General features: G+C 55.2%; 30 protein-coding genes. 27 read left to right on the top strand and 3 right to left on the bottom strand.

Annotation, left to right across the window (positions count from 1 at the left end; all coding sequences use genetic code 11):
- Positions 1 to 3: 3 nt before the first annotated feature.
- The 5 genes from ACUTQW_RS22510 (at position 4) to ACUTQW_RS22530 (ending at position 5,293) form a co-directional block, all read left to right on the top strand.
- A complete protein-coding gene (locus tag ACUTQW_RS22510; RefSeq protein ID WP_021504068.1) occupies positions 4 to 219 on the top strand; it encodes a TraR/DksA C4-type zinc finger protein in 216 nt (71 codons plus the stop codon).
- The gene (locus tag ACUTQW_RS22515; RefSeq protein WP_197780996.1) at positions 219 to 503 is read left to right on the top strand and encodes a DUF5405 family protein; all 285 of its coding nucleotides are present in this window, start codon (positions 219 to 221) and stop codon (positions 501 to 503) included. Before ACUTQW_RS22510 ends, ACUTQW_RS22515 begins: the two co-directional genes overlap by 1 nt.
- The gene (locus tag ACUTQW_RS22520) at positions 500 to 2,794 is read left to right on the top strand and encodes a replication endonuclease (protein ID WP_445654968.1); all 2,295 of its coding nucleotides are present in this window, start codon (positions 500 to 502) and stop codon (positions 2,792 to 2,794) included. The genes ACUTQW_RS22515 and ACUTQW_RS22520 overlap by 4 nt, the downstream gene beginning before the upstream one ends.
- Before the next feature lie 360 nt (positions 2,795 to 3,154).
- Positions 3,155 to 4,270, top strand: a complete 1,116-nt coding sequence (locus ACUTQW_RS22525) for a ParB/RepB/Spo0J family partition protein (protein WP_197780968.1) — start codon at positions 3,155 to 3,157, stop codon at positions 4,268 to 4,270.
- 3 nt (positions 4,271 to 4,273) lie between these two features.
- Positions 4,274 to 5,293, top strand: a complete 1,020-nt coding sequence (locus ACUTQW_RS22530; RefSeq protein WP_197780970.1) for a hypothetical protein — start codon at positions 4,274 to 4,276, stop codon at positions 5,291 to 5,293.
- 2 nt (positions 5,294 to 5,295) lie between these two features.
- Here ACUTQW_RS22530 and ACUTQW_RS22535 read toward each other — a convergent pair whose 3' ends face one another.
- From ACUTQW_RS22535 to ACUTQW_RS22545, 3 genes are all read right to left on the bottom strand, one after another.
- Entirely contained in the window at positions 5,296 to 6,303 is a 1,008-nt protein-coding gene (locus ACUTQW_RS22535; protein ID WP_197780972.1) for a DNA adenine methylase, read from the bottom strand.
- Positions 6,304 to 6,689: 386 nt separating this feature from the next.
- Positions 6,690 to 7,721, bottom strand: coding sequence for a phage portal protein (locus ACUTQW_RS22540; protein ID WP_197780974.1), 1,032 nt, complete (start codon positions 7,719 to 7,721; stop codon positions 6,690 to 6,692).
- Positions 7,718 to 9,490 (bottom strand): terminase ATPase subunit family protein, encoded by a 1,773-nt coding sequence (locus ACUTQW_RS22545; RefSeq protein WP_197780976.1) that lies wholly within the window; start codon positions 9,488 to 9,490, stop codon positions 7,718 to 7,720. The genes ACUTQW_RS22540 and ACUTQW_RS22545 overlap by 4 nt, the downstream gene beginning before the upstream one ends.
- A 160-nt stretch (positions 9,491 to 9,650) precedes the next feature.
- On the opposite strand from ACUTQW_RS22545, the gene ACUTQW_RS22550 reads away from it, so the two are divergent.
- From ACUTQW_RS22550 to ACUTQW_RS22655, 22 genes are all read left to right on the top strand, one after another.
- Positions 9,651 to 10,496: a GPO family capsid scaffolding protein gene (locus ACUTQW_RS22550; RefSeq protein WP_197780978.1), complete on the top strand. Its 846-nt coding sequence runs from the start codon at positions 9,651 to 9,653 to the stop codon at positions 10,494 to 10,496.
- A gap of 70 nt (positions 10,497 to 10,566) precedes the next feature.
- On the top strand, positions 10,567 to 11,766 hold the full coding sequence (locus ACUTQW_RS22555) for a phage major capsid protein, P2 family (protein WP_164268741.1): 1,200 nt from the start codon (positions 10,567 to 10,569) through the stop codon (positions 11,764 to 11,766).
- A 2-nt stretch (positions 11,767 to 11,768) separates the two neighbouring features.
- Positions 11,769 to 12,512, top strand: a complete 744-nt coding sequence (gene gpM, locus ACUTQW_RS22560) for a phage terminase small subunit (protein ID WP_048321711.1) — start codon at positions 11,769 to 11,771, stop codon at positions 12,510 to 12,512.
- Between the two features lie 93 nt (positions 12,513 to 12,605).
- A complete protein-coding gene (locus ACUTQW_RS22565) occupies positions 12,606 to 13,112 on the top strand; it encodes a head completion/stabilization protein (RefSeq protein ID WP_103085395.1) in 507 nt (168 codons plus the stop codon).
- The gene (locus ACUTQW_RS22570) at positions 13,112 to 13,315 is read left to right on the top strand and encodes a tail protein X (RefSeq protein WP_102780111.1); all 204 of its coding nucleotides are present in this window, start codon (positions 13,112 to 13,114) and stop codon (positions 13,313 to 13,315) included. The genes ACUTQW_RS22565 and ACUTQW_RS22570 overlap by 1 nt, the downstream gene beginning before the upstream one ends.
- 2 nt (positions 13,316 to 13,317) lie before the next feature.
- Positions 13,318 to 13,527, top strand: coding sequence for an HP1 family phage holin (locus ACUTQW_RS22575; RefSeq protein ID WP_033652228.1), 210 nt, complete (start codon positions 13,318 to 13,320; stop codon positions 13,525 to 13,527).
- Complete coding sequence (locus ACUTQW_RS22580; RefSeq protein WP_197780979.1) at positions 13,511 to 14,020, top strand: lysozyme; 510 nt, start codon at positions 13,511 to 13,513, stop codon at positions 14,018 to 14,020. Before ACUTQW_RS22575 ends, ACUTQW_RS22580 begins: the two co-directional genes overlap by 17 nt.
- A complete protein-coding gene (lysB, locus tag ACUTQW_RS22585; protein WP_442984547.1) occupies positions 14,017 to 14,454 on the top strand; it encodes an Rz-like lysis system protein LysB in 438 nt (145 codons plus the stop codon). The genes ACUTQW_RS22580 and lysB overlap by 4 nt, the downstream gene beginning before the upstream one ends.
- Positions 14,336 to 14,581: an Rz1-like lysis system protein LysC gene (gene lysC, locus ACUTQW_RS22590; RefSeq protein ID WP_232098487.1), complete on the top strand. Its 246-nt coding sequence runs from the start codon at positions 14,336 to 14,338 to the stop codon at positions 14,579 to 14,581. The genes lysB and lysC overlap by 119 nt, the downstream gene beginning before the upstream one ends.
- Positions 14,544 to 15,011 (top strand): phage tail protein, encoded by a 468-nt coding sequence (locus ACUTQW_RS22595; RefSeq protein ID WP_197780983.1) that lies wholly within the window; start codon positions 14,544 to 14,546, stop codon positions 15,009 to 15,011. Before lysC ends, ACUTQW_RS22595 begins: the two co-directional genes overlap by 38 nt.
- Positions 15,004 to 15,453 carry a phage virion morphogenesis protein gene (locus ACUTQW_RS22600; RefSeq protein ID WP_197780984.1) on the top strand — a complete coding sequence of 150 codons (450 nt, stop codon included), beginning with the start codon at positions 15,004 to 15,006 and terminating at the stop codon, positions 15,451 to 15,453. The genes ACUTQW_RS22595 and ACUTQW_RS22600 overlap by 8 nt, the downstream gene beginning before the upstream one ends.
- Positions 15,454 to 15,523: 70 nt before the next feature.
- Positions 15,524 to 16,165: a phage baseplate assembly protein V gene (locus ACUTQW_RS22605; RefSeq protein WP_197780998.1), complete on the top strand. Its 642-nt coding sequence runs from the start codon at positions 15,524 to 15,526 to the stop codon at positions 16,163 to 16,165.
- The gene (locus tag ACUTQW_RS22610; protein WP_197780985.1) at positions 16,162 to 16,512 is read left to right on the top strand and encodes a GPW/gp25 family protein; all 351 of its coding nucleotides are present in this window, start codon (positions 16,162 to 16,164) and stop codon (positions 16,510 to 16,512) included. The genes ACUTQW_RS22605 and ACUTQW_RS22610 overlap by 4 nt, the downstream gene beginning before the upstream one ends.
- Positions 16,513 to 16,516: 4 nt before the next feature.
- Positions 16,517 to 17,425: a baseplate assembly protein gene (locus ACUTQW_RS22615; RefSeq protein WP_060387893.1), complete on the top strand. Its 909-nt coding sequence runs from the start codon at positions 16,517 to 16,519 to the stop codon at positions 17,423 to 17,425.
- On the top strand, positions 17,418 to 17,951 hold the full coding sequence (locus ACUTQW_RS22620) for a phage tail protein I (RefSeq protein ID WP_099784721.1): 534 nt from the start codon (positions 17,418 to 17,420) through the stop codon (positions 17,949 to 17,951). Before ACUTQW_RS22615 ends, ACUTQW_RS22620 begins: the two co-directional genes overlap by 8 nt.
- Positions 17,952 to 17,960: 9 nt before the next feature.
- Entirely contained in the window at positions 17,961 to 20,054 is a 2,094-nt protein-coding gene (locus ACUTQW_RS22625; protein ID WP_232098488.1) for a phage tail-collar fiber domain-containing protein, read from the top strand.
- A 1-nt stretch (position 20,055) separates the two neighbouring features.
- A complete protein-coding gene (locus ACUTQW_RS22630; protein WP_197780986.1) occupies positions 20,056 to 20,577 on the top strand; it encodes a tail fiber assembly protein in 522 nt (173 codons plus the stop codon).
- Between the two features lie 274 nt (positions 20,578 to 20,851).
- Complete coding sequence (locus ACUTQW_RS22635; protein WP_197780987.1) at positions 20,852 to 22,021, top strand: phage tail sheath protein; 1,170 nt, start codon at positions 20,852 to 20,854, stop codon at positions 22,019 to 22,021.
- 16 nt (positions 22,022 to 22,037) lie between these two features.
- Entirely contained in the window at positions 22,038 to 22,556 is a 519-nt protein-coding gene (locus ACUTQW_RS22640) for a phage major tail tube protein (protein ID WP_197780988.1), read from the top strand.
- 57 nt (positions 22,557 to 22,613) lie between these two features.
- Positions 22,614 to 22,916 (top strand): phage tail assembly protein, encoded by a 303-nt coding sequence (locus ACUTQW_RS22645; RefSeq protein WP_197780989.1) that lies wholly within the window; start codon positions 22,614 to 22,616, stop codon positions 22,914 to 22,916.
- A 32-nt stretch (positions 22,917 to 22,948) separates the two neighbouring features.
- Complete coding sequence (locus ACUTQW_RS22650) at positions 22,949 to 23,068, top strand: GpE family phage tail protein (RefSeq protein WP_071796738.1); 120 nt, start codon at positions 22,949 to 22,951, stop codon at positions 23,066 to 23,068.
- Positions 23,061 to 25,508, top strand: a complete 2,448-nt coding sequence (locus tag ACUTQW_RS22655; protein ID WP_197780991.1) for a phage tail tape measure protein — start codon at positions 23,061 to 23,063, stop codon at positions 25,506 to 25,508. Before ACUTQW_RS22650 ends, ACUTQW_RS22655 begins: the two co-directional genes overlap by 8 nt.
- Positions 25,509 to 25,516 lie beyond the last annotated feature (8 nt).

Here is a 25,516-nt window from a genome sequence, read left to right on the forward strand (position 1 = left end):
ACGATGCCGGATTTAATGGACTTGGTGCAGCAGCGCCAGCAGGAGACTCTCGCCGCACAAGTTAATGCTGCGCGCATCAAGGGCGGGGTGTCAGCGTCAATTTGTGAAGAGTGTGACCAAGCTATCCCCGCTGCACGCCGTGCAGCCTTTGCCGGTGTGACCCGTTGCGTGTCATGCCAGACCATCCACGAACAACAAACCAAGCATTTCAGGGGGTAATCATGCTGCGTATTCCTGTCGGTAAGGATTGGGTTATCACCAGTGATGTCCATCAGTTCATTTTGAACAAAAAGAAGCTGGTTAAAACCGGTGGTAAGGCGGGCGAGGAGTGGCTCGACGCCGTCGGTTATTACCCGACGGTCACGCAGTTGGTTTCCGGGTTGGTGCATCACCACGTCCGTGACTCAACCGTTACCAGTATCGCAGGTTTGGCCGCAGAGATTGGCCGCATTGGCGAGCTGTGCCAAGAGGCGTTTTCCACGATAAGCAAAGAGGATAAATGACTGTATCAGCCCGGGGGCGCATAGCCCCTTCACCACCACCGCCATTTGCAGCAACTTCCGGCGAGCCCTTCGTCGGCGTTCATTCATGGAACGCACCAAAATCCGCTATTGGGAAAGAAAGACCGCTTACCCGTGAGCAATACGCTCAGGGGCAAGCTGTTTTGCGTAAAATTCACGCCTTACCGCATTTCCTCAGCAGTATCTTTCTTGGGCGTCATTCTTTCTTGTTGAAAGAGCAGGGGCTGCACGCTGCTAATAAGTGGCTTGTGCTCCAGTTTGAGCGCCGCATCTGGCCGCGCATTGAAATTGTTAATGAGAAAAATGCGATGAACATTAACGCCTCGCCATGCTTTATGGCTGAGGTGGATAATTATGCGCGTCTGCCGGGCATGGAGGATAAGGAGTTGCGGCGTTTTGCTGACCGTATCGCTGGGCAGTTGCTGCAAAATTATGACCGCTATTGTGAGGAGTTTCTCACCGCCAATGACGGGGATAATTCTTTACTGCTGAGTAACGGCGTACAGGCTGTGTTTTATGGGCGCATCGCCCGCATGGCGCGAGCCTTTAATATCACGCCAATGCACTGGAGAAAATACTGCAAAGGTAAGCTGGACGCATCTTCGGCTGTTGCCAGTTTGTCACGGCTGGCTAACGCGGAGTGGTGGGAACGCCAGTTGAAAGCGCAGCGCACACGCTGGCGTGAGGCGCTACTGATTGCCGCCGGTGAAGTAAACCTAAAGAAATACCCATACGCGAGCAAGCAGGCGATTAGGGATGTGCAGGCCCGGCGGTTAGCCAATATGGATTATCTGAAAGGGTGCGATCTGGAGAATGTCGCCACGGGTGAACGTGTCGACCTGATTGATAAGGTCATGGCGAGCATTTCTAATCCGGAAATCCGCCGCATGGAGCTGATGAGCACCATCGCAGGGATAGAAAAGTATGCTGCCAGCGAGAGGCATGTCGGCATGTTTATCACTATCACCACCCCGTCTAAATATCACCCGACGCGCGTTGTTGGCAAAGAAGGGGCTGAAAAAATCCAGTTTAACCACAATTGGGATGCAGAGGCTTTTTCACCGAAAGACGGCCAACGTTATCTGGTGCGCATCTGGAGCAAAATGCGCACCGCGTTTAAAGACAACGGCCTGAGCGTTTACGGTATGCGTGTCGTTGAACCTCACCATGACGGTACGCCGCACTGGCATATGATGCTGTTCTGCGAGCGTAAACAACGTCAGGACGTCATCGACATCATGCGTCGCTATGCATTGAAAGAAGACGGCGATGAGCGCGGTGCAGCAAAGAACCGATTTGAAGCCAAGCACATGAATAAGGGCGGCGCGGCGGGGTATATCGCTAAATACATCGCTAAAAATATCGATGGTTATGCGCTTGACGGCCAGATTGACCACGACACCGGTAAACCGTTACGCGATATGGCTGCTGCGGTGACCTCATGGGCGTCAACATGGCGCATCCCTCAGTTTAAGGCTATCGGAATCCCTACTATGGGCGCTTATCGTGAATGCCGGGCCGCCTGCCTCCGGCACATCAGCCTTGCTGAATCTTTTGACGAGCGTGTCGAGGCTGTACGCGCGGCTGCCAGTGCTGGAAATTTTGCCGCCTATATGGCTGGACAGGGGGGCGCAAATGTCCTGCGCGACGTGCAGACCGTTCGAGTTGCGCGCAAGGTGGCCGATGAGCTGAACGCTTATGACGAAGAGGTGCAAAAGGTTGTCGGCATTTTTGCGCCGCACCTTGGCGCGGGTCATATCCACGAAACCCGGACAACAGAATGGCGTATTGTCCGCAAGGCCGTTGACCTTGACGTTGATCCTTTGACTTTAAAAAGCGCCTCTGGCGCGCCTCGGAGTCCTGTCAATAACTGTGGAAACTTTATCGGCGATGATATTCCAATTATGACTCCCACACCATCTGAACATGCCTCAGCGGTGCTAAATCTCGTTGATGACGGGTCTATCACATGGGATGACCCCGAAGTCGTGACGGCACTCAGGGGCGCATTAAAACACTACGCGCCGCAGCAGTATCGCCAACAAAGAAGCGGTGAGCCATTAAAGCCACATGACGTTGCCCCATCAGGCAGGCTGACAAAATCCGAATGCGCGCAAATACCGCGCATTCGCTTTGACCTTACACAGCATGGCATCACCCCGAAACGATGGGAACTTGAGGCGCTCGCGCGCGGTGCGTCTGTAGCATACGATGGGCAAAAATTCATGTACCCGGTGCCTGGTGAGTGGCCAGGATTTACGAGCAGCCTATGAATAAAGCGGGTGTGAAGTGACTGAGTGTTGATGATTCGCTCAAAGAGGGCTGTTCAATGCACGTAATGTGCGGTGATATTCCGCAATCCGAAAATTATGGTATCCATGCTGCGAGAGGTCCGAGTGTCCCATCACCACGTCGATCATAGCAAACGCTGTCGGTGCTGAAACTTGCTTTCAATGCTGGCGGGGTTGAATAACTCGCTCCGTGAGGCGTCAGTGGTTTTCAGTCTGTGCGTTGTATGTGATAGGCTGTGGCCTAACTAATCCATGTTTTTATGGAAAAAGTCCAAAAAACATGGTAAAGAGGCAAAAAACGCATAGAATGACGTTAAATTTATTTAGATTATGGTGTATGAAATGCCGCTAACTATCTTAGAACCATTCAAAACACAGATGATATCCCCAGAAGAATTAATCTTGGACGCTAAAAACCCAAGGCTTTATAACGGGAAAAGTTTTAATGACAATGCCGACCCGCATGAGCTGGTTAAAGCCCTTTCTGATACGGCTGATTTAGAAGAGCTGATTAAATCCATATCTGAAAATGGATACATGTCAATTGAACCTTTGATTGTCATGAAAAAGGGTGACAAATACATTGTTTTAGAAGGAAATCGTCGTTTAGCGGCTATCAAATTGCTTACTGAGCCGGGTCTGGCGCAAAAGTGTCGTGTTGTTGTTCCTAAAAGCTTGGAACCCCGTGTTATAGATAGTTTGAAAGAAGTGGCGGTATATCTCGTAAATGATGAGTCAGAGGCTCGTTCATTTATTGGGTTTAAGCATGTAAATGGTCCACATAAGTGGGATTCATTTGCGAAAGCACAGTTTGCATATAAATGGTTTGTAAGTGAAAGAGCAAACGGGCTCACAATAGATGATATAACAAAAAAACTTGGTGATAGTAACAATACTGTACGCTCTATTGTTAGTGCTATGTTTGTACTTGAACAAGCTAAAAATCAGGAAGTGTATGACATTCATGCTGATCGCATGTCGCCTAAATTTTCATTCTCTCACTTATATACAGCTTTAAATAGGTCTGAATATAAAGATTTCTTGGGTTTGGAAAGAGATTGGAATGTTACTCTCAACGATAATCCTGTCCCATTACAGAATGTTGATAAACTCAAGGATGTTCTTATAGGTCTTTATGGTTATAAAAAGGATAAAAGAGCTTCCTTGATTTCCTCCCAGAATCCAGATTTAAAATATTTTGGCGAGGTTCTGGCTAATGAGGCCTCATACGAGGCCTTTAAGTCCGGGGTTGAAAGTCTGTCTGAGTTATATAAGCAGGCTGGGGATCCGTTGCAACATATTAAAGATGCTTTTCTGGAAATAAACAAGCAGCTTGATACTATATCCTCTGTTTTAGATAGAACTGATTCGTTGGATGATACAACGAAAAACTACATTGAACAATTTAAGAAAAAAGTATCTAAAGTTCAATTTCAATTGCAGAGTATTGAGGGATAATAAATGCAGTTGCTGCCTTATCCAGAGAGTCATCATATTCAAGTTAAATTGGATTGGCTTGAATTGTCATGTTTATCGAATGTTTACTTTACGATACGCATTTCAGAGTTAAGGAATATTCTGGAAAATTTAGATTCATTTACATCTTCAGATATAGGTGAGGAAGATGCTGAAGTGGAAAATGAAATACAAAGATTACTGGAGCAATACCAACAAAGAAAAGATATTCTTGGTGATAGCTATCCATTTGTTTTTAATGAGGAAACGCTTTGTCTTGAATTGAGCGAAGATACATTGGAGCAACTGACAGTAGATCAGCATATCTATCTGTATTGCTTGTATTTTTCTCATATGTCAGCATCACGATTATTTAGTGGTTTAGACAGTCCAACGGGCCAACAACGAGACTTATTACAGATTGCTGCAACTATTGCTTTAGCCGGTTACGTCCAAGGACATAGTATTTCCTTCGGTTGGCCAAGGCCAGATAGTTCAAGATTTTATGATGCGCTAACTAGGGCTGTTGATTTAATTGGCGAAGGTAGAGTCAAATCTTTTGATGATGTAAATCGATATTTGCAGTCTCGCCCCCTTAAAGATGCTGGTATTGATGTTATTGCATGGAAGGATATTAACCCTCGTGACATATACCCCGGTAATAAACTGATTTATTTTGCACAGGTTGCTAGTGGAAATGACTGGCGCTCAAAAGCAGTAAAAGAAGACATTGCTGTTATACAAAATCAATGGTTATCGCAAAGAATATATAGAATAATTGACGCGATTGTTATTCCATTTGATTTTGAAAGTGATGACGAATCTATAAAGAGAGATCATATTTCTCTGATAGCTGAGGAATTTGGAGCTGTGTTACATAGGCTACGATTGCCAACTTGTTTTAAGAAAGGTTTAGAGCTTTTAGTTTCAAGCCCTGAGTTATTAATAGAGCGAGGGAATGAAATAAATAATATTTCTCAATATGTTATATCGACAACTGCAACCTTACAACAAGAGGCGGCCTAATATTAGGCCGTTTTTATTGCTTTTTGTTCAGTCGATGCTTTGCTTTCAGATTCTAATATATCGACGGTAAATAGTGACTCTGGCATTCTTAACCGAGAGTCTGCTATCATCAGTTCCTTTCCAACCTTTGCTTGATTCATGACATAGCTTATCTCTATCGCTCTTGTGCCATGCTTTGAATATAGGTCATGTACCAATGGATGGTCATCATAAGAAATCAGCCAACGGTTTGCATAACCGGCTATATAATCCTTAAGCTCTCGATGCTGCATGTCATCGAAACAAAAGTTCTTAGAGTAAATATTGCGTCCCTCTTTAACATAGGGGGGGTCTAGATAAACAAAGTCATTTTCATAATTATCTTTGTTATCGAATCTTTTTAAAAAATCAATGCAGTGTTCATTGTAAACGAATATAGAATCTCGCATGCTCGCAATTTTTTCGAGTTTTTTAATGAGGGTGCTTACAGTGTATCTACAATCAATTTTATATTTTCCAGATTGGTCTAAACCACCAATTGGCCCAGCACTTAGCACCCCAGACCTATTTGCTCTGTTTAAATAAAAAACACTGAACCCGTACTCGAGTTTAGTATACTTATTTGGATCGCTAATGCTTGACTGATAAATTTTCTTTTGTGTATGCCAATCCTCAATGCATGGGATATTCTGATATACCATGTCTAAAAGATTGTCGGTATTGTTAAGTAATTGATCCCAAAAGCAAAACAAAGCATAGTTCTTGTCATTTAAGTGGATCTCTTTGACATACCCACCCAATAGCAGAGAAAGTGATGCACCTGCACCGCCACAAAACGGCTCAATAAATCGTGCGCCATTTAACTTATTATGCATGAGAAAAATAGCGAGAAACGAAGCAAGCTTGTCCTTGCCCCCTGGATAGCGGAATGGTGAGCTAGCTCTAGGGATATCGTGAACCCCAAACAACTTACGAACTGATTTTTTGCTAAGTTGTTTTATCGCTTCATGTTCAAGGATTCTCTGATCCATGTGCCACCGTTGATCTTATGAAAAATATTTCTATTGTCGCATGCGTAATTCGTTCCTGCAATCAGGATAGCGCATGCATCTATAGAGTGCATGAATTTGCATTTATGTTCTTTGGTCTCGAATGCTTTCACTTAGTGCTCCCCAAGCGGATCAGATTGTCTAATGCAACTGCATGAAAACCGACCCATGAAGCGGGCAGGCGTGGCGGGGATAGCATTGCGCGCAGGCATGTATTTAATTATCAGAATTGACGGCGTCAGCGCGTCGTGGTGGCGTTCTGTTGCGCTGGTTTGATTCGCGGGTATGTATGAGCAAGCGGGCTGTGGTGGGCGTGAGGGGCGTTTGGTGGCGGGTATAAAAAGGCCGCCAATCTGGCGGCCGGTTTATCATTCGTCGTCGTTGTCGAGGTTGTACTTTTTAAACCGGATGACCTCGATGCCGACCCAGTCATTCACTTCTTTGATGCGCTGCTGGAGCGGTGTCAGCTCATTACGGACAAACACCCGCGCGGCCTTCTCCACGTCACCCACTGAACCAACGTTCTCCGGCTTGCCGCCCATCAGTTGATAGGGGATGCGGTGAGCGTCTAGCAGGTCGGCGGCGCTGACCTTTTTGATGTTGAAGAAATCATCCTTCGTTGCCACTTCGCTGAGTGGCACAATCTTGATACCGTCGGGCTTCCCGTTCGGCGCGTAGAAGAACAGGTTTTTAAAGTTCCCCATGCCTTTAGAGTCGCTCATCGCTTCGCGCAACGCCTCAACATCGGTATTGTTCTGCGCGGCGTCGGTCACATACATGATGTAGCCCGCGTGCGCGCCGTTCTGGTAATACTTGCGGCGGAACAGCGTGGCGGACTCGTTCAGCCACGCGGAGTTGAGCGCCGACAGATATTCCGGCATCCCATACAGCTCTTGATTGATATCCGGCTCCAGCAGGTGAAAAACGCTGTCGGGCGCGAACGGATGCGGCTCAGCGAACGATTGCACGAACCAGTAAACGCTCGGGTCAACGCCGCGCCGGGTGTACTTGGCCGGGGAGGTCTCCAGCTTCAACAGCTTGCCGGTCACGCTGAAGCGCTTTTCTAAAAAGGCGTTGCCGAACACCAGATAATCCAGCACAAACCGGCTGAAATCCTGCTGTGACAGCAGTGGGTGCGGGATGTAGGTGCTCGCCAAAATATTGCGCTTCACGTAAATGGGTGAGCTGTGATGCACGGCGGCGCGCAGGCTTTTTGCCAGCCCGGAAAAGCTGACGGGCGGCTCAATCCATTTACCGTTACCGACGCATTCCGTGTAGTCCAGAATGTCGCGGCGATCCAAAACGGCCGACGGCTCACCAAAGGTGAACGCCTGCATTTTCTGGTCCGGCTCGGTGGCGGCCAGATTTCCTTTTGCCTTGCGGCGATTGCGTTTGCTCATCGGTTGAAGTCCAGAATGGATTTAGACGGTTGGCCGTTGGCGGCGGTCAGCGGTTCATTCAGCAGGGCGTGCATGGTGGCCCACGCGACATCGGCGTGACTGGCTTCTTCGCTGCGGCTCGCTTCGTAGGTCATGCCCCTGCCGCTGGCGGTCATGGTTTTGCGGATGGCCATAAACGATTTGGTGATGTCGGTATACGCGGTGTCGTATTCGAGCCTGCCGCTGCCGATGGTATCTTTCGCCTTCAGTACCATGGCGGTCTTCACCTCGGCGCTGTAGCGGATTTCGCGGGCGGCCGGGTAGAACGCGCGCACCAGTTGGAAAACGCCTTGCCCGATGCCGGTGGCGTCGATACCGATGTATTCCACATTGTATTTTTCGGTCAGCCTGCGGATGGATTCGGCCTGAGTGGCGAAATCCATGCCTTTCCACTGGTGGCGCTCCAGTATGCGGAATTTGCCGCCGGTGACCATCGGCGGGGCCAGCACCACGCAACCGGCGCTGTCGCCGGAGTGCGCCGGGTCATAGCCGACCCACACCGGCCGGTCACCGAAAGGTTGGCTTGCATAGGGGTTAACGTCCGTCCATTCGACCAGACTGTCGACCATGCAGCCCTGCAACTCCTCAAAGGGGAATACTGACGCGCTGTCGTCGACAAATTCGCACATGAACAGGTTGCGGAAGTCCTCGGCGCTGTTCTCCCGCTTCAGCACGTTGAGGTCGAACAGGTTACAGCCGCCGCGCAGGGCGTCCTCAATGGTGACGATTTGCCGCCATTGGCCGTCATCGCACAGCTTCCCGGCCGCTAACGCGCTGTGGCTGATGTCGATCTCGACGTGTTCGCTGGCGTGTTTGCGGCCCTTGTTAAACAGCTCGCCGGACCAGAAAGGAAACGCGCCATGCCCCAGTGTTGACGGGGTGGAAAAGTAGGTCGACCGGAGGTGTTTTTGCGAGGCCATGCCGGAGGCGACTTTGCGCAGCTTCTGGAAGTTGGGGATCCAGAAAATCTCATCGACCAGCAGGTCGCCGTTATGGCTTTGCGCGGTGTTGGAATTGGTGCCGAGAAAAATCAGTTTCGCGCCGTTGTTGCCGAGCACAATCGGGTCGCCGGTCAGCTCAACGTCAACCCGCCGGGCAAATTGAATGATGTACTCGCGGAAGACATACGCCTGCGTTTTGCTCGCGGAAAGAAAAATCTGGTTGTGGCCGGTTTTCAGCGCGTGCAGCAGTGACTCGCGGGAGAAATAAAACGTGGCTCCAATCTGGCGCGATTTCAGGATGTCGCGAATACGGTGCTCAAGCCCGGCTTTGTGCCAGCCGAGTTGATATTCGAAAGACTCGTCATAAAAAATCTCCTCCAGCTTCGCAATCGCTTCCTCGCTGAAATAGTTCTTTGTCGGCTTTTTACGTTCGCCTTTGTTGCGGTTGGCGACGTTGGGATTGAGGTCGGCTTCGTTGCCTGAGTTCATGTAACGGCTGACGCGCGCGAGGCGCTCAATCTGGCGGCCCAGCAGGTCAATTTCTTTGTAGTCGCTGCCCTCTTTTTTTGTCTTGAGAACGAGCTGCACCATTCGCGCTTCAATGCTGGATTCAACGCGGGAAATCGGCGCGATATCGTCCCATTTTTCCCGCTGCTTCCAGCTCTGCACCGTGGGGGCTTTCTGCTTCAGCATTTCGGCGATTTGCTTCACGGAGAAGCCTTGCCAGTACAGCAAGGCGGCCTGCCTGCGTGGGTCGCTGAGTAAGGATGTGTCTGTCTGGATTTGCATGGTATGCCCTCATTTGCATGATGAGGGCAAGGCTACGCAAGCCACGCCGGACGTGCGCTAAGGTGCTGTTGTCTGAGGGATAGTCCGTCGGCAGTCGCTGGCCGCGAGGGTGGTCAGTCGGGAAACTAGCCCCGACCTTAACCACTCAGGACAATGGCACATGGCAAAGAAAGTATCGAAATGGTTCCGCATCGGCGTCGAGGGTGACACCTGCGACGGCCGTGTGATTGACGGCAACGACATTCAGGAGATGTCGGAAATCTTCGACCCGCGCGTCTACGGCTGCCGCATCAATCTGGAGCACATCAAGGGACTGTTTCCCAACGGCGATTTTAAGCGTCTCGGCGACGTGGTCGAGCTGAAAGCCGAGAAGATTAATGACGACTCCATCCTTAACGGCAAATGGGCGCTGTTCGCCAAAATGACCCCGACCGACGAGCTGGTCTCCATGGTCAAGGCGAGCCAGAAAGTTTACACCTCCATGGAAATCCGTCCGAACTTTGCCAACACCGGCAAATGCTACCTCATCGGTCTGGCGGTTACTGACGACCCGGCCAGCCTCGGCACCGAATACCTCGAATTCTGTTCCCGCGCCAAAACTAACCCGCTGGCCGGTAAAAAAGCCGAGCCGGGCGATCTGTTCTCGGTGGCGACTGAGGTGCTGCTCGAGTTTGAGGAACAGCCTGACAGCCTGCTGACCAATCTGACCGAGCGCGTGAAAAGCATGTTCAGCCGCAAACAGGCCAGCGACGACGCGCGCTTCAGCGATGTGCATGACGCAGTCACCGCCGTCGCCGAGCAGGTGCAAACCAACGGCGACAGCGCCGAGCAGCGTTTTGCGCAGCTTGAGCAGGAAATCGCGGGGCTGAAAGGTGAGGTGACGACCGGTCAGGAAGCGCTTTCCGAGCTTCAGGCCGCGCTCGATACCACCGAAAACCTGAACCAGCAGCGCCGCCCGAAAGCGCCCGGCGGCAATGGTGAAGACAGCCTGTTGACCAACTGCTGAGAACAGTCAGGGCGGGGCGTATGGCGCGCCGCTGTGAGATGACCCGAATTTATCAAATCAGGACAATTCAATGAAAAAAACGACCCGCTTTAAATTTAACGCCTATCTGCAACAGGTTGCCAAGCTGAACGGCATCACGGACGTCGGCGACGTCGGCAAAAAATTCAGCGTAGAGCCGTCGGTGACACAGTCGTTGATGAACGTCGTGCAGGAGTCTTCCGAGTTTCTGACCCGCATCAACATGACGCCGGTTGCCGAGCTGAAAGGCGAGAAGGTCGGCGTGGGCGTCAATGGCTCGATTGCCAGCACCACCGACACCGACGGCGGCAAAGAGCGCCAGACCGCTGATTTCACCTCGCTGGAGTCCAATAAGTACGAGTGCCAGCAGGTGAACTTTGATTTCCATATGCGCTATAACCAGCTCGATTTATGGGCGCGTTATCAGGACTTCCAGTTGCGCATCCGCAACGCCATCGCCAAACGTCAGGCGCTGGATTTCATCATGGCCGGGTTCAACGGCATCAGCCGCGCCGCCACGTCTGACCGGGCCAAAAACCCGATGTTGCAGGATGTGGCGGTGGGCTGGTTGCAGAAATACCGCAACGAAGCCCCGGCGCGCGTGATGAGCAACATCACCGGCGAGGATGGTGCGGTGATTTCCCCGGTCATCCGCATCGGTAAAGGGGGCGATTATGCCAACCTTGACGCCGTGGTCATGGACGCGACCAACAACCTGATTGCGCCATGGCATCAGGAATCCCCTGACCTCGTGGTGATTTGTGGCCGTAAACTGCTTGCCGACAAATACTTCCCGCTGGTTAACCAAGCGCAGCCGAACACCGAGGCGATGGCTGCCGACGTGATTGTCAGCCAGAAGCGCATCGGCAACCTTCCCGCCGTCCGCGTGCCGTTCTTCCCGGCCAACGCGATTATGGTCACCACGCTCGAGAATCTGTCGATTTACATCATGGATGAGAGTCACCGCCGCCATATCGAAGAGAACGCCAAGCGTGACCGCGTCGAAAACTACGAGTCGATGAAAATTGACTACGTCATTGAGGACTACGCCGCCGGTTGCCTGATTGAAAATATCGAGCTGCTGCCTGCGTCGACAGAAAAGTCGGGCGTACGGGTATCCAAAGAAGACCCGCAGCCATCGGGGGCCGATATCAGCGCCTTGGCTGACGCTATCGTGCTGGCAGTGAAAGGGGCGGCTGCGCAACCTGCGCCAGCCGGTGAGGAAACGCCAAAAACTGAAGGCGAAGCGTAACCATGACGAGTCCCGCACAGCGTCACATGATGCGGGTCTCGGCCGTGGAGGCTGCGCAGCGGGTGGATGACCCGCTGCGCCATGCCACCGCCTACGAGCAAATGCTCGTCAAGCTGGCCGCAGACCGCACCAAGCTGAAACAGATCCATTCCGTCGAGAAAAAGGCTGAGCACAAACGCGCCATGTTGCCGTTCTACGCGCCTTGGGTGGCCGGGGTATTGGCCGAAGGGCGGGGGGCGCAGGACGACATCCTGATGACCGTCATGCAGTGGATGCTCGACGCCGATGACATTCCCGGCGCGCTGGAAATTGCGCCTTATGCGCTGAAATACCGTCTCAAAGTGCCGAACAACAAGCGCCCGGTGGCGTACTTGCTGGCCGAAGAGGTGGCGCTGTCGGCGGAGCGCAGCCGCAAGGCGGGCAACCCGGCCAAGATGGATGACCTTCGCGCCGCCATCGAGATGACGGCCGCCGAGGATATGCCCGACATGGTCAAGGCCAAACTGTTCAAGGTGACCGGCCTGATGTTGAGCGACTGCGGTGACTATGCGCAGGCGCTGGAGCACCTCGCGCGCGCGATGCAGCTCGACGGTCACGCCGGGGTGAGAAAAGAGATCCAAAAATGTGAAAGCGCCCTCAAGCCGAAGCCGGCGGCCGCCGCCAAAAGAACAACCACGCGCCCGCGTAAGGCCGCCACGCCGGCCAAGCGCGGACGCCCACGCAAGGCGGTAAAAACCGCCGGTTAACAGAACGCGCCCCGCGCCGGGCGGCACGGTGGCCGCGAGCGTCTTTTGACGTATCAAGGCCGCCGTCCACCGCCCCCTATTTTTGAGGTCGTCATGACGACAGTGATTATGCGTAACCCGATTAAGCCGCCGGACGAGCCGACGGCCATTATCCCGCAACCGGCTGTACCGGAGCCGGTGATTAAAAACACGTTCTTTTTCCCGGATGTTGACCCGAAGCGCATCCGCGAGCTGATGCGTCTTGAGTACACGGTCTCGCCGGAGCGTCTGCGCTTTGCCATTCGCAGCGGTATCTCGGAGACGAATGCCGAGCTGTATCTCTATCGCGAGCAGCAACTCGCCGCCGGTTTCAAAACGCTGGCCGACGTACCGGCCGACGAAGTCGACGGCGAAAGTGAGAAGTGCTTTCACTACCTGAGTGCGGTCTGCGCCATGACAACCGCCACGCTGTACGAGCGCTACCGGGGTGCGGATGCCAGCGCCAAGGGGGATAAAAAGGCCGACAGCGTCGAGGTGTCCATTGATGAGCACTGGCGGGATATGCGCTGGTCAATCGCCCGGTTGCAGGGTAAGCCGCGCTGCATTGTCGGGCAAATCTGATGAACGTCATCGCGCTTCAGGGGGACACGCTCGATGCACTGTGCTATCGCGTCTACGGCCGCACCGCAGGCGTGGTCGAGGCGGTGCTGCTGGTGAATCCGGGGCTGGCTGAGCGGGGTGTCATCCTGCCACATGGCACGGTGGTCACGCTGCCGGTTATTGATACCGCCCCGGCATCCGAAACCGTTCAGCTATGGGATTAACCATGGAGAAAGTCACATCGTTCATTGCTTATGCCGTCGCGGTGCTGCTGGCATGGGTCGGAAAGTATTCCGCGCAGGACATCGCACTGATTGTCGGTGCGGTGGTCGGCGTCGGCACCTTTGTCACCAACTGGTACTACCGCCGCAAAAGCTATTTGCTGCTGAAAAATGTCGGCATTCGACGGGAGGTTTTCGATGAAATCAATCGTTAAACGTTGCAGCGTCGCCGTCGTGCTGGCGCTGGCGGCGTTGTTGCCGGATTTTACCCGGTTGCATACGTCAATGGTGGGCCTTGAGCTGATTGCCAATCTGGAGGGGTGCCGCCTGAGTCCGTATCAGTGCAGCGCGGGCGTCTGGACGAGCGGTATCGGCCATACCGCCGGGGTGAAACCCGGCGGGGTTATCACTGAACGCGAAGCGGCGGTCAATCTGGTGGCCGATGTGATGCAGGTCGAGCAACGCCTTGCGCAGTGTATGCCGGTGACCATGCCGCAGCCGGTCTATGACGCCGTGGTCAGCTTTGCGTTCAACGTCGGCACGGGCGCTGCGTGCGCGTCAACGCTGGCGCATTTCATCAATAAAAAGCAGTGGCCCGCCGCGTGCAATCAGCTTCCCCGCTGGGTATTCGTCAACGGCGTCAGGTCTGCCGGGCTGGAGAATCGCCGGGCGCGCGAGCTGGCGCTGTGTATGACGGGGGCATTATGAGTCGCGGTAATAAGCTTTTTCTGGCGCTGGTGTTGCTGGCGGTCATTGCTTTGTTGAAATGGCAGGTCATTACGCTCGGCGACAGTCTGGATGCCGCGAAGCTGGAAAACGTCAGGGTGGCGGCAGCGCTAACCGAAAGTCGCGCGGCTATCGCTGCGCTACAGGATAGCGCTCTGCGCAACGAGCGCGAACAGGTTATGTTGCGCCAGCGCATCGCCGCCGCTGAACAGTTGGCCACCCGCCGCAATCACACCATTACGAGGCTGCTCAATGAAAATGAAGCGCTGCGCCGCTGGTATCAGTCTGCTTTGCCTGATGATGTTATCCGGCTGCATTCCCGCCCCGACTTCGCCACCCCCGACGATTATTTACGCTGGCTGTCCGAAGGTCAGCAGTTGCCCGCTGCCCGGCAGCAACCCGAAGACCAACGGTGATTTAAGCGCCGATATCTTCAATCTTGAGCGCGCGCTGGCAAGTTGTGCGCTTCAGGTTGAGACCGTGAAAAAGTGTCAGGAGGAACTCGATGTTAAAGCCGAAAAGTCTGCGCCAAGCGCTTTATGACGCGGTGCCGAAGCTCAGGGCGAATCCGGATATGCTGCGCATATTTATCGACAGCGGTGTCATCGGGGCAACGCTGGCCGCCTCCCTGTCATTTGAGAATCGCTATACGCTCAATGTGATAGTTGAAGATTACCCGGATGATGTGGATTTGCTGCTGGTGCCGATTGGGGCGTGGTTGCGGGAGAATCAGCCCGATATCATGACCACGGACGAGGGCAAGAAAAAAGGGTTCACCTACTTCGCCGACATCAACAGCGACGACAGTTATGACATCAGTATCAGCCTGCAACTGACGGAGCGCACGCTGGTGAAGGAAGTTGACCGGGCGTTGCACGTGTCCCATGTGCCGGAGCCGCCGTTGCCTGAGCCGGTAGCGCGTCCGATGGAGCTTTACATTAACGGTGAGCTGGTGAGCGCGTGGGATGAGTGAGCTTAAGCCTTTTGATGACCAACTCGCCGGGCTGATTGCCGGGCTATCGGCTTCCAGCCGTCGCCAGATGGCGGCCGAGATTGCGAAGCGTCTGCGCACCAGTCAGCAGCAGCGCATTAAGCGCCAGCAGGCACCGGACGGCACGCCGTATGCCGCCCGTAAGCGGCAGCCGGTTCGGAGCAAAAAGGGGCGAGTTAAGCGCGAGATGTTCGCCAAACTGCGCACCCATCGCTATATGAAAGCCAAAGGCACCGCTGATGAGGCGCTGGTCGAGTTTGCCGGACGCGTGCAGCGTATCGCGCGGGTGCACCAAGAGGGCTTGCGTGACCGCCCGAACCGCCATAGCCGGGACGTGCAATATGAGGCGCGGCCACTATTGGGCTTCAGTGAAGCTGACCGGCAGATTGTGGAGGATGTGATTATTTCTCATCTGAGCGAGTAGGCCGTTGTCTGACGGGCTATCCTACGCCCGCAAATTGCCGCTGGATCTCTTCAGCGGCATCCTTCCCCCCATGAATACACTCGAATCGCTTTCAGAACTCGCGCGCGCCGTGCGCGACCTCATTCGCACCGGCGTCATCGTAGACGTTCAATACAAGCCGCCGCGCTGCCGCGTTCAATTGGGTGGTAATACGACGGACTGGTTGCAGTGGCTGGCCTGCCGTGCCGGAGGTGCGCGCACATGGTGGGCACCCTCCATCGGTGAGCAAGTGGTGGTGTTGGCGCTGGGTGGCGAGCTGGATACCGCCTTTGTGCTGCCAGCTATCAACTCCGATGATTTTCCGGCTCCGTCGGTGTCGCCGGAGGCATATCACACCCGCTTTTCCGATGGCGCGGTCATCGAATACGAGCCCAAAACCGGCGCGCTGAGCGTTACCGGCATTAAAACGGCCAATATCAGTGCGCAAGTGGCCGTCGACGTTTCTGCGCCGAAGGTGACGATTATCGCCAGCCAAAAAATCACGCTTGATACGCCGGAGGTGGTCTGTACCAACAAGCTGACCGCCGACACGCTGGAGCTGAAAAAGGGCGGGAAAATGTCGGGGAATATCGATCACGGCGGCGGTACTTTTAAATCCAACGGTGTGCAGGTGGATAAACACGGTCACGGTGGTGTGCAACACGGCGGAGACTGGACGGAGGGAACCCGATGACCGTGCGATATATCGGCATGAACCGGGACACCGGCCAGACCCTGACGGACAGCGAGCATATCAGCCAGAGCGTTCGCGACATCCTCATTACCCCTGTTGGCTCCCGAGTGATGCGGCGGGAATATGGCTCGCTGTTGTCTGCCCTGATTGACCAGCCGCAAAGCCCGGCGGTGAACGGGCAGGTGATGGCCGCCTGCTACATGGCAATCCTCAAATGGGAGCCGCGCATCAGGCTGACGTCCATCACCTTCGAGAAGACCTTCAGCGGTCAGATGTTCGTTGACATTACCGGCGTGCGCCAAGACAACACCGGCGGCACATTTTCGTTAACCGTCCCACTGAGCTGACACCATGGCAACTATCGATTTAAGCCAACTGCCTGCGCCGAACGTCGTTGAGCCGCTGGACTATGAAACCCTGTTTGCCGAGCGCAAAGCGACGTTGATTTCCCTGTACCCGGCCGACCAACAGGAAGCTGTTGCCCGAACTTTGGCGCTTGAATCGGAGCCTATCGTCAAGTTGCTTCAGGAAAATGCGTATCGGGAGGTATTGCTACGCCAGCGCGTTAACGATGCCGCCAAAGCGGTGATGCTGGCGCACGCCACCGGCGAAGACCTTGACCAGCTCGGCGCAAACTTCAATACGCCGCGACTTGTGATTGCCCCGGCGGATGACAGCACCATCCCGCCGACACCGGCAGTTATGGAAGCGGATGAAGATTACCGCCTGCGCCTGCAGGATGCTTTCGAAGGGATGAGCACAGCAGGTTCGGCCGGTTCCTACCGTTTTCACGCTCGCTCGGCCGATGGCCGGGTGGCTGATGTGACGGCAATCAGCCCATCACCGGCTAACGTGACCGTCACCGTGTTGTCACGGGACGGCGACGGCAGCGCCAGCGCTGAGCTGTTGCAGGTTGTTAGCGCTGCGTTGAATGACGAGGACGTGCGTCCGGTGGCCGACCGCGTCATAGTGCAATCGGCCAAAATTGCCCCGTATGTTATCGAGGCCGTTTTATACCTGTACCCCGGCCCGGAGGTTGCGCCGATCCTCACTGCGGCAAAACAACGTTTACACAATTATGTGCTGACCATGCGCCGCTTAGGTCGCAGTATCCGGCGTTCCGGCATCATCGCGGCGCTGACCGTGGAAGGCGTTGAACGTGTTGAAGTTGCCAAACCGGCCACCGACATCGTGCTTGATAAAACGCAGGCGGGCTACTGCACCGGCGTGAACATCACACCGGGGCGCGCCGATGACTAACCGCTTATTGCCTGTTGGCTCCTCAGTGCTGGAAGTCGCCGCCGCCGCCGCGTGCGCCGAGCTGGAGCGCGTGCCGGTTCCCCTGCGTGACCTGTGGAACCCGAAAACCTGCCCGGTGCACCTGCTGCCTTATCTGGCGTGGGCGTTCTCCGTCGATAGATGGGATGAGGCTTGGCCGGAGGACGTCAAGCGGGGCGTGGTATCCGCTGCATTTTACATTCACCGCCACAAGGGCACCATCGGTGCCGTGCGCCGCGTGGTGGAGCCGCTCGGCTACCTGATTAACGTCATTGAATGGTTTCACACCGAAGGTGCCGATCCGCCCGGTACGTTCCGGCTCGATATTGGCGTGCTGGAAACCGGCATCACCGAGGAAATGTATCAGGAAATGGAGCGCCTTATCGCCGACGCCAAGCCCCTGAGCCGCCACCTGATCGGCCTCAACATTTTGCAAGACATCCCCGGCCGGATTTACACCGGCGCGGCCGCCATTGATGGCGATGTCATTACCGTTTACCCCGGATAAGAGAAAATCATGAACAAATACAAAGCGATTATTACCACCGCCGGGGCGGCCAAGATTGCCGCCGCCAGCGCGGGCGGCACGCAGTTGAAAATCGTCTCTATGGCCGTCGGCGACGGGAACGGCACGCTGCCGACGCCCAATCCGGCGCAAACAAAACTCGTCAACGAGAAATACCGCGCGGCGCTCAACGGGTTGACTATCGATAAGGCGCTGAAAAATCACATTCTCGCCGAGATGATTATTCCGGCGAACGTTGGCGGATTCTGGCTGCGTGAAATGGGCCTCTATGATGAGGCCGGGACGCTGATTGCCGTCAGTAATATGGCGGAGAGCTACAAGCCGAAGCTCGAAGAGGGCAGCGGCCGCACGCAGACGCTGCGCATGATTTTGATTGTCAGCAGCACTGAGGCGATTCAGGTAATTGCCGGTGGCGATACCGTGCTGGCGACAAAAGACTATGTTACCGACGCGATTACCGCGCATGAGAAAACCCGCAATCACCCCGACGCCAGCACCACGGCGAAAGGGCTGGTACAGCTGAGCAGCGCGACAACCAGCACCGACGAAACGAAAGCCAGCACGCCCAAAGCGTTAAAAGCGGTCAACGATGCCAGCATGAAGAAGGCCGCGAACCTTTCAGACCTGACCGACAAGGCCGCCGCGCGCGGCAATTTGGCGTTAGGCACGGCCGCGACGAAAAACGTCGGGCTGGAAGGTGGGCAACTGATGGAGGTCGGCGCATTTGGATTGGGAAGCGGCTCACGTCACCGTGAAGATGCGTATTGCAATCAGGCTGAAATCTACCGGGTTAATAGTTCGTCAAAGAATACGCCGGGCGGTGATGTTTATGGCGTGCTGAGTTTGCCCTGCGACGGTGGGCCGTCGGGGGCGTATATGGCGGTACAAAACAACGGCAACGCATTTTTTGGCCGTTCGAATATCCCCAGTAATGGGGTGGTGTGGTTTCAGGCTTACACGACGAAGTTTAAACCGACGGCGGCAGACGTTGGCGCATGGAGTAAAACAGAGTCCGATGGTCGATTTGTAAAACAGACCGGCGACACGATGAAAGGGGCGTTGACTCTGCCGCGTATCGTATTCCCGAACGAAAATACCGCCAATGCTGACGATGACTTAAATCGCGAAAATGGCTTTACCGTAGAATCTCTGGTTGCCACTGCCAATAAGGGCTATCCCGTGCCGGGCGGCATGGGGGTGTTGTTTACCGGGAAAGTGAACGAGTTTCGCAATGTACAATTTGCCGTAGGCTCCGGCGATATGGCGTTTTATTTGCGCTCGATGCGAAAAGACAGCGCGGCTTCGCTCCGCTGGGCGCGAGTTTATACGACGGACTACAAACCCACTGCGGCAGATGTCGGCGCGCTGACCGACGCGCAGGCCGCCCAGAAATACGCGCTCCGTTCCATCAAGGTGAACGGTAAGCCGCTGTCCGCTGATGTGAATCTGTTGGCCGGTGACGTCAACGCATGGAATAAAACCGAAGCAGATGGCCGCTATCTGGCGAAGACCGGCGGGCAGTTAAGCGGGACGCTAAAGACCAGCGCGGAGATCCAATCTACCCACATTGATAATTATCGCATGGTCGGCGGCGGGTTCGGCTCCTTCTGGCGTAATGACGGCAACCGGCTTTACCTGCTGCTGACAAAAGAAAACGACCAGTACGGCACATTCAACAACCTGCGTCCGTTTTCTGTGGATGTCAGAACCGGTGCCGCCGCCTTTGAGTCGGGTATTCATATCGGCGGTAACTGGCCCGCGATCACCACGTCAAGCGGGACGACGTGGCACCCTGACGGCAACGTTCAGGGCAGCTGCTGGGGCGGCTACCTCAGCAACTGGCTTAATCAAAATATCTCGGCTGCGCAGAACAATGCGCAGAACTGGGCCTATCAGAATTTGGTTCAGGGTGTGCGCATGGCCGGGCGCACGGTTATCGCGGATACCGGCGGGCGCATCGATTTACCGTCGGGCTGTGTTTATACCGGCATGTCCGGCTCAAACTACAATCCCTCAATCTGGGGCGCTTACTCAGCGGTTCAGGTGCTGATTAACGGCACATGGGCAACAATTGGAACGGTGTAAAATGCAACACATTAAGAATTTGAAGCGATACACGCCGGAAGAATTATTCCTCGGCGAGAACGTGATTTATCTTCAGGATGATAACGGTATTGACTGGTACGCTGCGCAAAAATTGTTTTCGCCGGACACCGTAAAACTGGCTTATGACGAAAGCGGCATTATCTGCGCGATTAACAGCGATGTGTCGATGCTGTGGCCGATTGGCTTATCGGTTATTGAGCTGAACCGGACGAAGCTGCCAAAGCGCTGTCTGGCTAATGGTGAGTGGGTGTTTGACGGGAAGAAGGTTAGCCCGCGCGCCTATTCCGCAGAAGAAATTATGGCGAGGGCTGAAGCCAGAAAAAATGAATTGCTGGCGATCGCGGGTAAGGCTGTTGCCCCGCTTCAGGATGCTGTTGATTTGGATATGGCGACCAAGGCAGAAAAAGCACTGTTGGCGGACTGGAAAAAATACCGCGTGACGCTGAATCGCCTTGATATATCAGCCCCGGAGATTAACTGGCCAGTGGTTCCCGGCCTCTAAGGAAAAAAGCCCGCAGCGATGCGGGCTTTTGTATTTGCGGCTTTCCCTGATGTTGCCGCGTCTACTCTTCGACCTTACCCCGCCCGGCTAAAATCCGTCCAATTGATTGCATAGATCAATGCGGCGTTATTGATCGGCGCAAACGATCGTCATTCCCGCCAAGCTCCCCAATCCGGCCCGGTTTGTTGTCTGGTCGGCCTTCCAGCGCCCACCGCGTGCGGCCCGGTGCGCTGGGCGTCATCATGCCTGCACCTACTCACCATGGAGCAAGTTAATGGGCGATTATCATCACGGTGTGCGCGTCGTCGAAATTAATGATGGCACGCGCGTCATCTCTACCGTATCGACGGCCGTCGTCGGCATGGTCTGCACCGGCAAAGATGCCGACCCGAAGCTTTTCCCGCTCAACACCCCGGTACTGATTACCGATGTGATTGCCGCTGCCGGTAAGGCCGGGAAATCCGGCACGCTGGCGAAAGCGTTGTCAGCCATTGGCGACCAGTGCAAACCGGTGACGGTTGTTGTGCGCGTCGAAGAGGGCAAAGATGCGGCGGAAACCACGTCAAACATCATCGGCGGCGCGGACGAAAACGGCCGCTATACCGGCATGAAAGCCTTGCTCACTGCGCAGGCCGTCACCGGTGTGAAACCTCGCATTCTGGGCGTGCCGGGGCTGGATTCGGTGGAAGTGGCGACGGCGCTGGCCGGGATTTGCCAGCAATTGCGCGCGTTCGGTTATATCAGCGCGTACGGCTGCAAAAGCATTTCCGAGGCCATCGCCTACCGCGACAATTTCAGTCAGCGCGAGCTGATGCTCATTTGGCCGGATTTCCTCGCGTGGGATACCACCAACAACGTCAGCACCACAGCTCATGCCACCGCTCGCGCGTTGGGGCTGCGCGCCAAAATCGACACGGAAACCGGTTGGCATAAAACGCTTTCTAACGTCGGCGTCAATGGCGTGACCGGCATTTCCGCCAGTGTGTTCTGGGATTTGCAGGCACCCGGCACCGATGCTGACCTGCTCAATGAGGCAGGGGTCACCACGCTGGTGCGTAAAGACGGTTTTCGCTTCTGGGGCAACCGCTCTTGCTCTGATGACCCGCTGTTCCTGTTCGAGAACTACACCCGCACCGCGCAGGTATTGGCTGACACCATGGCCGAGGCGCACATGTGGGCGGTGGATAAGCCGGTCACCGCCACGCTTATCCGCGACATTGTCGAGGGCATCAAAGCCAAATTCCGCGAGCTGAAATCCAACGGCTACATCATCGACGCGGATTGCTGGTACGACGAATCGGCCAACGATAAAGAGACCCTGAAAGCCGGGAAACTGTATATCGATTATGACTATACCCCGGTTCCCCCACTGGAAGACCTGACCCTGCGCCAGCGTATCACCGATAAATATCTGGTGAATTTGGCCGCTGGCGTCAACAGCTAAGAGGACGCGTTAAACCATGGCACTCCCGCGCAAACTGAAGTACCTCAACCTGTTTAACGACGGCCTGAGCTATATGGGCGTGGTCAGCTCTGTGACCCTGCCGAAACTGACGCGCAAGCTGGAGAACTATCGCGGCGGCGGTATGAACGGCGCGGCCCCGGTTGATATGGGGTTAGACGACGATGCCCTCAGCGTTGAGTGGACTATCGGCGGTTTCCCCGATGACCAGCTCTGGTCGCAGTACGCCGCCGCCAGTGCTGCATCTGTGCCGCTTCGCTTTTGCGGTTCTTACCAGCGCGATGATACCGGCGATGTGGTCGCCGTTGAGATTGTGCTGCGTGGCCGTCACAAAGAGTTTGATTTTGGCGACCAGAAACAGGGTGAGGACACCGAGACAAAAATCTCGACGCAATGCACCTATTTCAAGCTGACCGTCGACGGCAAAGAGCGCATCGAGGTGGACACCGTCAACATGGTTGAACGCGTGAACGGCGTCGACATGTTGGCGCAGCACCGTCGCAATATCGGGCTGTAATCACCGGACGGTCGGCAGGTCCGGCCGCCATTCCCCTGACTGAACTGGAATCACATCATGAAAGACGAAAACATCATCGCCACAACCGAAAACCCGAACGTTGTGAAATTGGATACTTCCGTCAAGCGCGGCGAAACCTTTATCGATACGGTGACGCTGACCAAGCCCAATGCAGGTACTCTGCGCGGCGTCGGGCTGGCCGCGCTGGCTAACTCTGAAGTCGATGCGCTGATTAAGGTGCTGCCGCGCATGACGTATCCGCCCCTGACCGAAAGTGAAGTCGCGGCGCTGGAGCTGCCTGACCTTGTGGCGCTGGCCGGGAAGGTTATCGGTTTTTTGGCACCGAGTTCGGCACGCTAGATTTTCCTGCCGGTTTGTCGGTTGATGACCTGATGGCGGATATCGCGACGATTTTTCACTGGCCGCCGTCAGAGCTTTACCCGATGACACCGCAAGAACTCCTCAACTGGCGCGACAAAGCGCTCCACCGAAGCGGACAAACGAATGAGTAACAACGTCAGGTTGCAGGTGCTACTCAAAGCCGTTGACCAAGCGAGCCGCCCGTTTAAAAGCATCCAGACAGCGAGTAAATCGCTGTCTGCGGAAATCCGCGACATCCGGCAAAACCTTAAAGAGCTGAACGCACAGGCCGGGCGCGTCGAAGGATTCCGCAAATCGAGCGCGCAGCTTGCCGTCACCGGTCAGGCGCTGGCAAAGGCCAAGCAGGAAGCCGCCGCGCTTGCGGTGCAGTTCAAAAACACCGAGAAGCCGAGCCGCGCACAGGCGCAGCTGATGGAGGCGGCCAAGCGTTCGGCCGCCGAGTTGCAGCTCAAATATAACGGGCTGCGCCAGTCGGTGCAGCGTCAGCGCCAAGAGCTGGCGCAGGTCGGGATTAACACCCGCACCCTCGCCGCCGACGAGCGCCGCCTGAAATCCTCCATCAGTGAGACCACCGCCCAGCTCAACCGCCAGCGGGAGGCGTTGTCGCGCGTCAGCCAGCAGCAGGCAAAACTCAGCGCAGTGAGCCAGCGCTATCAGGCCGGAAAGCAACTGGCGGGCAATGTGGCGGGCGCGGGCGCTGCGGGTGTCGGGGCGGCAACCGTGGGCGGTTTTGCGGCCAAAAAGCTCCTGACGCCGGGGTATGATTTTGCGCAAAAAAACTCCGAGCTACAGGCCGTGCTCGGCGTGGCAAAAGACTCGGCTGACATGGTGGCGCTTCGCACGCAAGCGCGGCAGCTTGGTGATAACACGGCAGCGTCGGCGGATGACGCTGCCGGGGCCCAAATCATCATTGCCAAAGCGGGCGGCGACAAAGATGCGATCACCGCCGCGACGCCGGTCACGCTCAATATGGCGCTGGCCAACCGTAAAACCATGGAGGAAAACGCCACCCTGCTGATGGGGGTGAAATCCGCATTTGGGCTGGCAAACGACCAAGTCGCGCACATTGGTGATGTGATTTCACAGACCATGAATAAAAGCGCTGCCAACTTCGAAGGGCTCAGCGACACCCTGACCTATGCCGCGCCGGTGGCGAAAAATGCCGGTATCAGCGTCGAGGAAACGGCGGCCATTGCCGGGGCGCTGGCGGATGCCAAAATCACCGGCTCTATGGCCGGTACGGGGAGCCGCGCAGTGATTACCCGGTTGCAGGCTCCCATGGGTAAGGCGAATGATGCATTGGGCGAGCTGGGCGTCAAAACCGCCGACCGCAAAGGCAATATGCGGCCGCTATTCACCATCCTGAAGGAAATGCAAAGGAGCTTCGATAAAAACAAGCTCGGCACCGCCCAGCGCGCGGAGTACATGAAAGTCATCTTCGGCGAAGAAGCGTCGTCGGCCGCTGCGGTGCTGATGGGGGATGCGGCTTCCGGCAAGCTTGACCGTCTGACCAAGTTGCTCCGGGAGTCTGACGGCAAGACGGAGGAGCTGGTCAAAGTCATGCAGGACAACCTCGGCGGGGATTTGAAAGAGCTTCAGTCCGCCTATGAGGCCATCGGCATCGACATGTATGACCAACTGGAAACGCCTTTCCGTGAGCTGACAACCCGCGCGACAAAGTTCCTGCTGAAAATTGACCTTTGGATCAAAAACAACAAAGAGCTTGCCGGGACGCTGGCCAAAGTCGCGCTCGGTGGCCTTGCGATTGTCGGCACTCTGGGGGCGATTGGCTTGGCATCGTGGCCGGTCATCATGGGGATTAACGGCATCATTGCGGTTGCTGGCGCGCTGGGGACGGCCTTTAGCGTGGCGGGCGGGGCCATCATGGCGGTGCTCGGCGCGCTGACGTGGCCGATTGTGGCGGTGGGTGCGGCCATCGTGGCCGGTGCGCTGCTGATCCGCAAATACTGGCAGCCTATCAGCGCCTTTTTCAGCGGCGTTATTGAGGGGCTTATCAGTGCATTTGCGCCGGTTGGCGAGTTGTTCAGGCCGCTGAAGCCGGTTTTTGACTGGCTCGGCGAGAAGCTAAAGGCGGTCTGGCAATGGTTCAAAGATTTAATCGAGCCGGTGAAATCAACGAAGGAGACCCTCGACAACTGTAAAAACTCCGGGCTGGCGTTTGGCCGCGGATTGGCCGACGTGCTGATGCTGCCGCTCAGGGCATTCAACAAGCTGCGTCAGGGCATTGATTGGGTGCTGGAAAAGCTTGGCGTCATCAATGCTGAATCCAGCGACCTCGACAAGAAAGCGCAGAAGGCCAATGACTACGCCAACGGGGCGAACGGGCGCGGGTATTCCCCGTCGGGTGGCTTGCTGACGGGCGGCTATGTACCGGTTACGGCCGGGGGCGGGAAATCTTATGTGGATAACAGCGTCAATAATTTCCACGTCGGCAGTCAGCACCCCGGCGGAGCCAGCGCGGCGGAAACCAAGCGGATGTTGCTGGACGTGGTGGAAGAACGGGAGCGCAAGCGCCGCGCGGCGCAACGCTCAAATATGGCGATGGATTAAGGGGATGT

This window comes from Serratia sp. TSA_7 (assembly GCF_052692135.1).

Excerpts from the sequence above, each read along its gene's own strand:
- ACUTQW_RS22510 (WP_021504068.1), top strand. The coding sequence starts at position 4 with ATGCCGGATTTAATGGACTTGGTGCAGCAGCGCCAGCAGGAGACTCTC.
- ACUTQW_RS22520 (WP_445654968.1), top strand. The coding sequence starts at position 500 with ATGACTGTATCAGCCCGGGGGCGCATAGCCCCTTCACCACCACCGCCA.
- ACUTQW_RS22525 (WP_197780968.1), top strand. The coding sequence starts at position 3,155 with ATGCCGCTAACTATCTTAGAACCATTCAAAACACAGATGATATCCCCA.
- ACUTQW_RS22530 (WP_197780970.1), top strand. The coding sequence starts at position 4,274 with ATGCAGTTGCTGCCTTATCCAGAGAGTCATCATATTCAAGTTAAATTG.
- ACUTQW_RS22535 (WP_197780972.1), bottom strand. The coding sequence starts at position 6,303 with ATGGATCAGAGAATCCTTGAACATGAAGCGATAAAACAACTTAGCAAA.
- ACUTQW_RS22540 (WP_197780974.1), bottom strand. The coding sequence starts at position 7,721 with ATGAGCAAACGCAATCGCCGCAAGGCAAAAGGAAATCTGGCCGCCACC.
- ACUTQW_RS22545 (WP_197780976.1), bottom strand. The coding sequence starts at position 9,490 with ATGCAAATCCAGACAGACACATCCTTACTCAGCGACCCACGCAGGCAG.
- ACUTQW_RS22550 (WP_197780978.1), top strand. The coding sequence starts at position 9,651 with ATGGCAAAGAAAGTATCGAAATGGTTCCGCATCGGCGTCGAGGGTGAC.
- ACUTQW_RS22555 (WP_164268741.1), top strand. The coding sequence starts at position 10,567 with ATGAAAAAAACGACCCGCTTTAAATTTAACGCCTATCTGCAACAGGTT.
- gpM (WP_048321711.1), top strand. The coding sequence starts at position 11,769 with ATGACGAGTCCCGCACAGCGTCACATGATGCGGGTCTCGGCCGTGGAG.
- ACUTQW_RS22565 (WP_103085395.1), top strand. The coding sequence starts at position 12,606 with ATGACGACAGTGATTATGCGTAACCCGATTAAGCCGCCGGACGAGCCG.
- ACUTQW_RS22570 (WP_102780111.1), top strand. The coding sequence starts at position 13,112 with ATGAACGTCATCGCGCTTCAGGGGGACACGCTCGATGCACTGTGCTAT.
- ACUTQW_RS22575 (WP_033652228.1), top strand. The coding sequence starts at position 13,318 with ATGGAGAAAGTCACATCGTTCATTGCTTATGCCGTCGCGGTGCTGCTG.
- ACUTQW_RS22580 (WP_197780979.1), top strand. The coding sequence starts at position 13,511 with ATGAAATCAATCGTTAAACGTTGCAGCGTCGCCGTCGTGCTGGCGCTG.
- lysB (WP_442984547.1), top strand. The coding sequence starts at position 14,017 with ATGAGTCGCGGTAATAAGCTTTTTCTGGCGCTGGTGTTGCTGGCGGTC.
- lysC (WP_232098487.1), top strand. The coding sequence starts at position 14,336 with ATGATGTTATCCGGCTGCATTCCCGCCCCGACTTCGCCACCCCCGACG.
- ACUTQW_RS22595 (WP_197780983.1), top strand. The coding sequence starts at position 14,544 with ATGTTAAAGCCGAAAAGTCTGCGCCAAGCGCTTTATGACGCGGTGCCG.
- ACUTQW_RS22600 (WP_197780984.1), top strand. The coding sequence starts at position 15,004 with ATGAGTGAGCTTAAGCCTTTTGATGACCAACTCGCCGGGCTGATTGCC.
- ACUTQW_RS22605 (WP_197780998.1), top strand. The coding sequence starts at position 15,524 with ATGAATACACTCGAATCGCTTTCAGAACTCGCGCGCGCCGTGCGCGAC.
- ACUTQW_RS22610 (WP_197780985.1), top strand. The coding sequence starts at position 16,162 with ATGACCGTGCGATATATCGGCATGAACCGGGACACCGGCCAGACCCTG.
- ACUTQW_RS22615 (WP_060387893.1), top strand. The coding sequence starts at position 16,517 with ATGGCAACTATCGATTTAAGCCAACTGCCTGCGCCGAACGTCGTTGAG.
- ACUTQW_RS22620 (WP_099784721.1), top strand. The coding sequence starts at position 17,418 with ATGACTAACCGCTTATTGCCTGTTGGCTCCTCAGTGCTGGAAGTCGCC.
- ACUTQW_RS22625 (WP_232098488.1), top strand. The coding sequence starts at position 17,961 with ATGAACAAATACAAAGCGATTATTACCACCGCCGGGGCGGCCAAGATT.
- ACUTQW_RS22630 (WP_197780986.1), top strand. The coding sequence starts at position 20,056 with ATGCAACACATTAAGAATTTGAAGCGATACACGCCGGAAGAATTATTC.
- ACUTQW_RS22635 (WP_197780987.1), top strand. The coding sequence starts at position 20,852 with ATGGGCGATTATCATCACGGTGTGCGCGTCGTCGAAATTAATGATGGC.
- ACUTQW_RS22640 (WP_197780988.1), top strand. The coding sequence starts at position 22,038 with ATGGCACTCCCGCGCAAACTGAAGTACCTCAACCTGTTTAACGACGGC.
- ACUTQW_RS22645 (WP_197780989.1), top strand. The coding sequence starts at position 22,614 with ATGAAAGACGAAAACATCATCGCCACAACCGAAAACCCGAACGTTGTG.
- ACUTQW_RS22650 (WP_071796738.1), top strand. The coding sequence starts at position 22,949 with ATGGCGGATATCGCGACGATTTTTCACTGGCCGCCGTCAGAGCTTTAC.
- ACUTQW_RS22655 (WP_197780991.1), top strand. The coding sequence starts at position 23,061 with ATGAGTAACAACGTCAGGTTGCAGGTGCTACTCAAAGCCGTTGACCAA.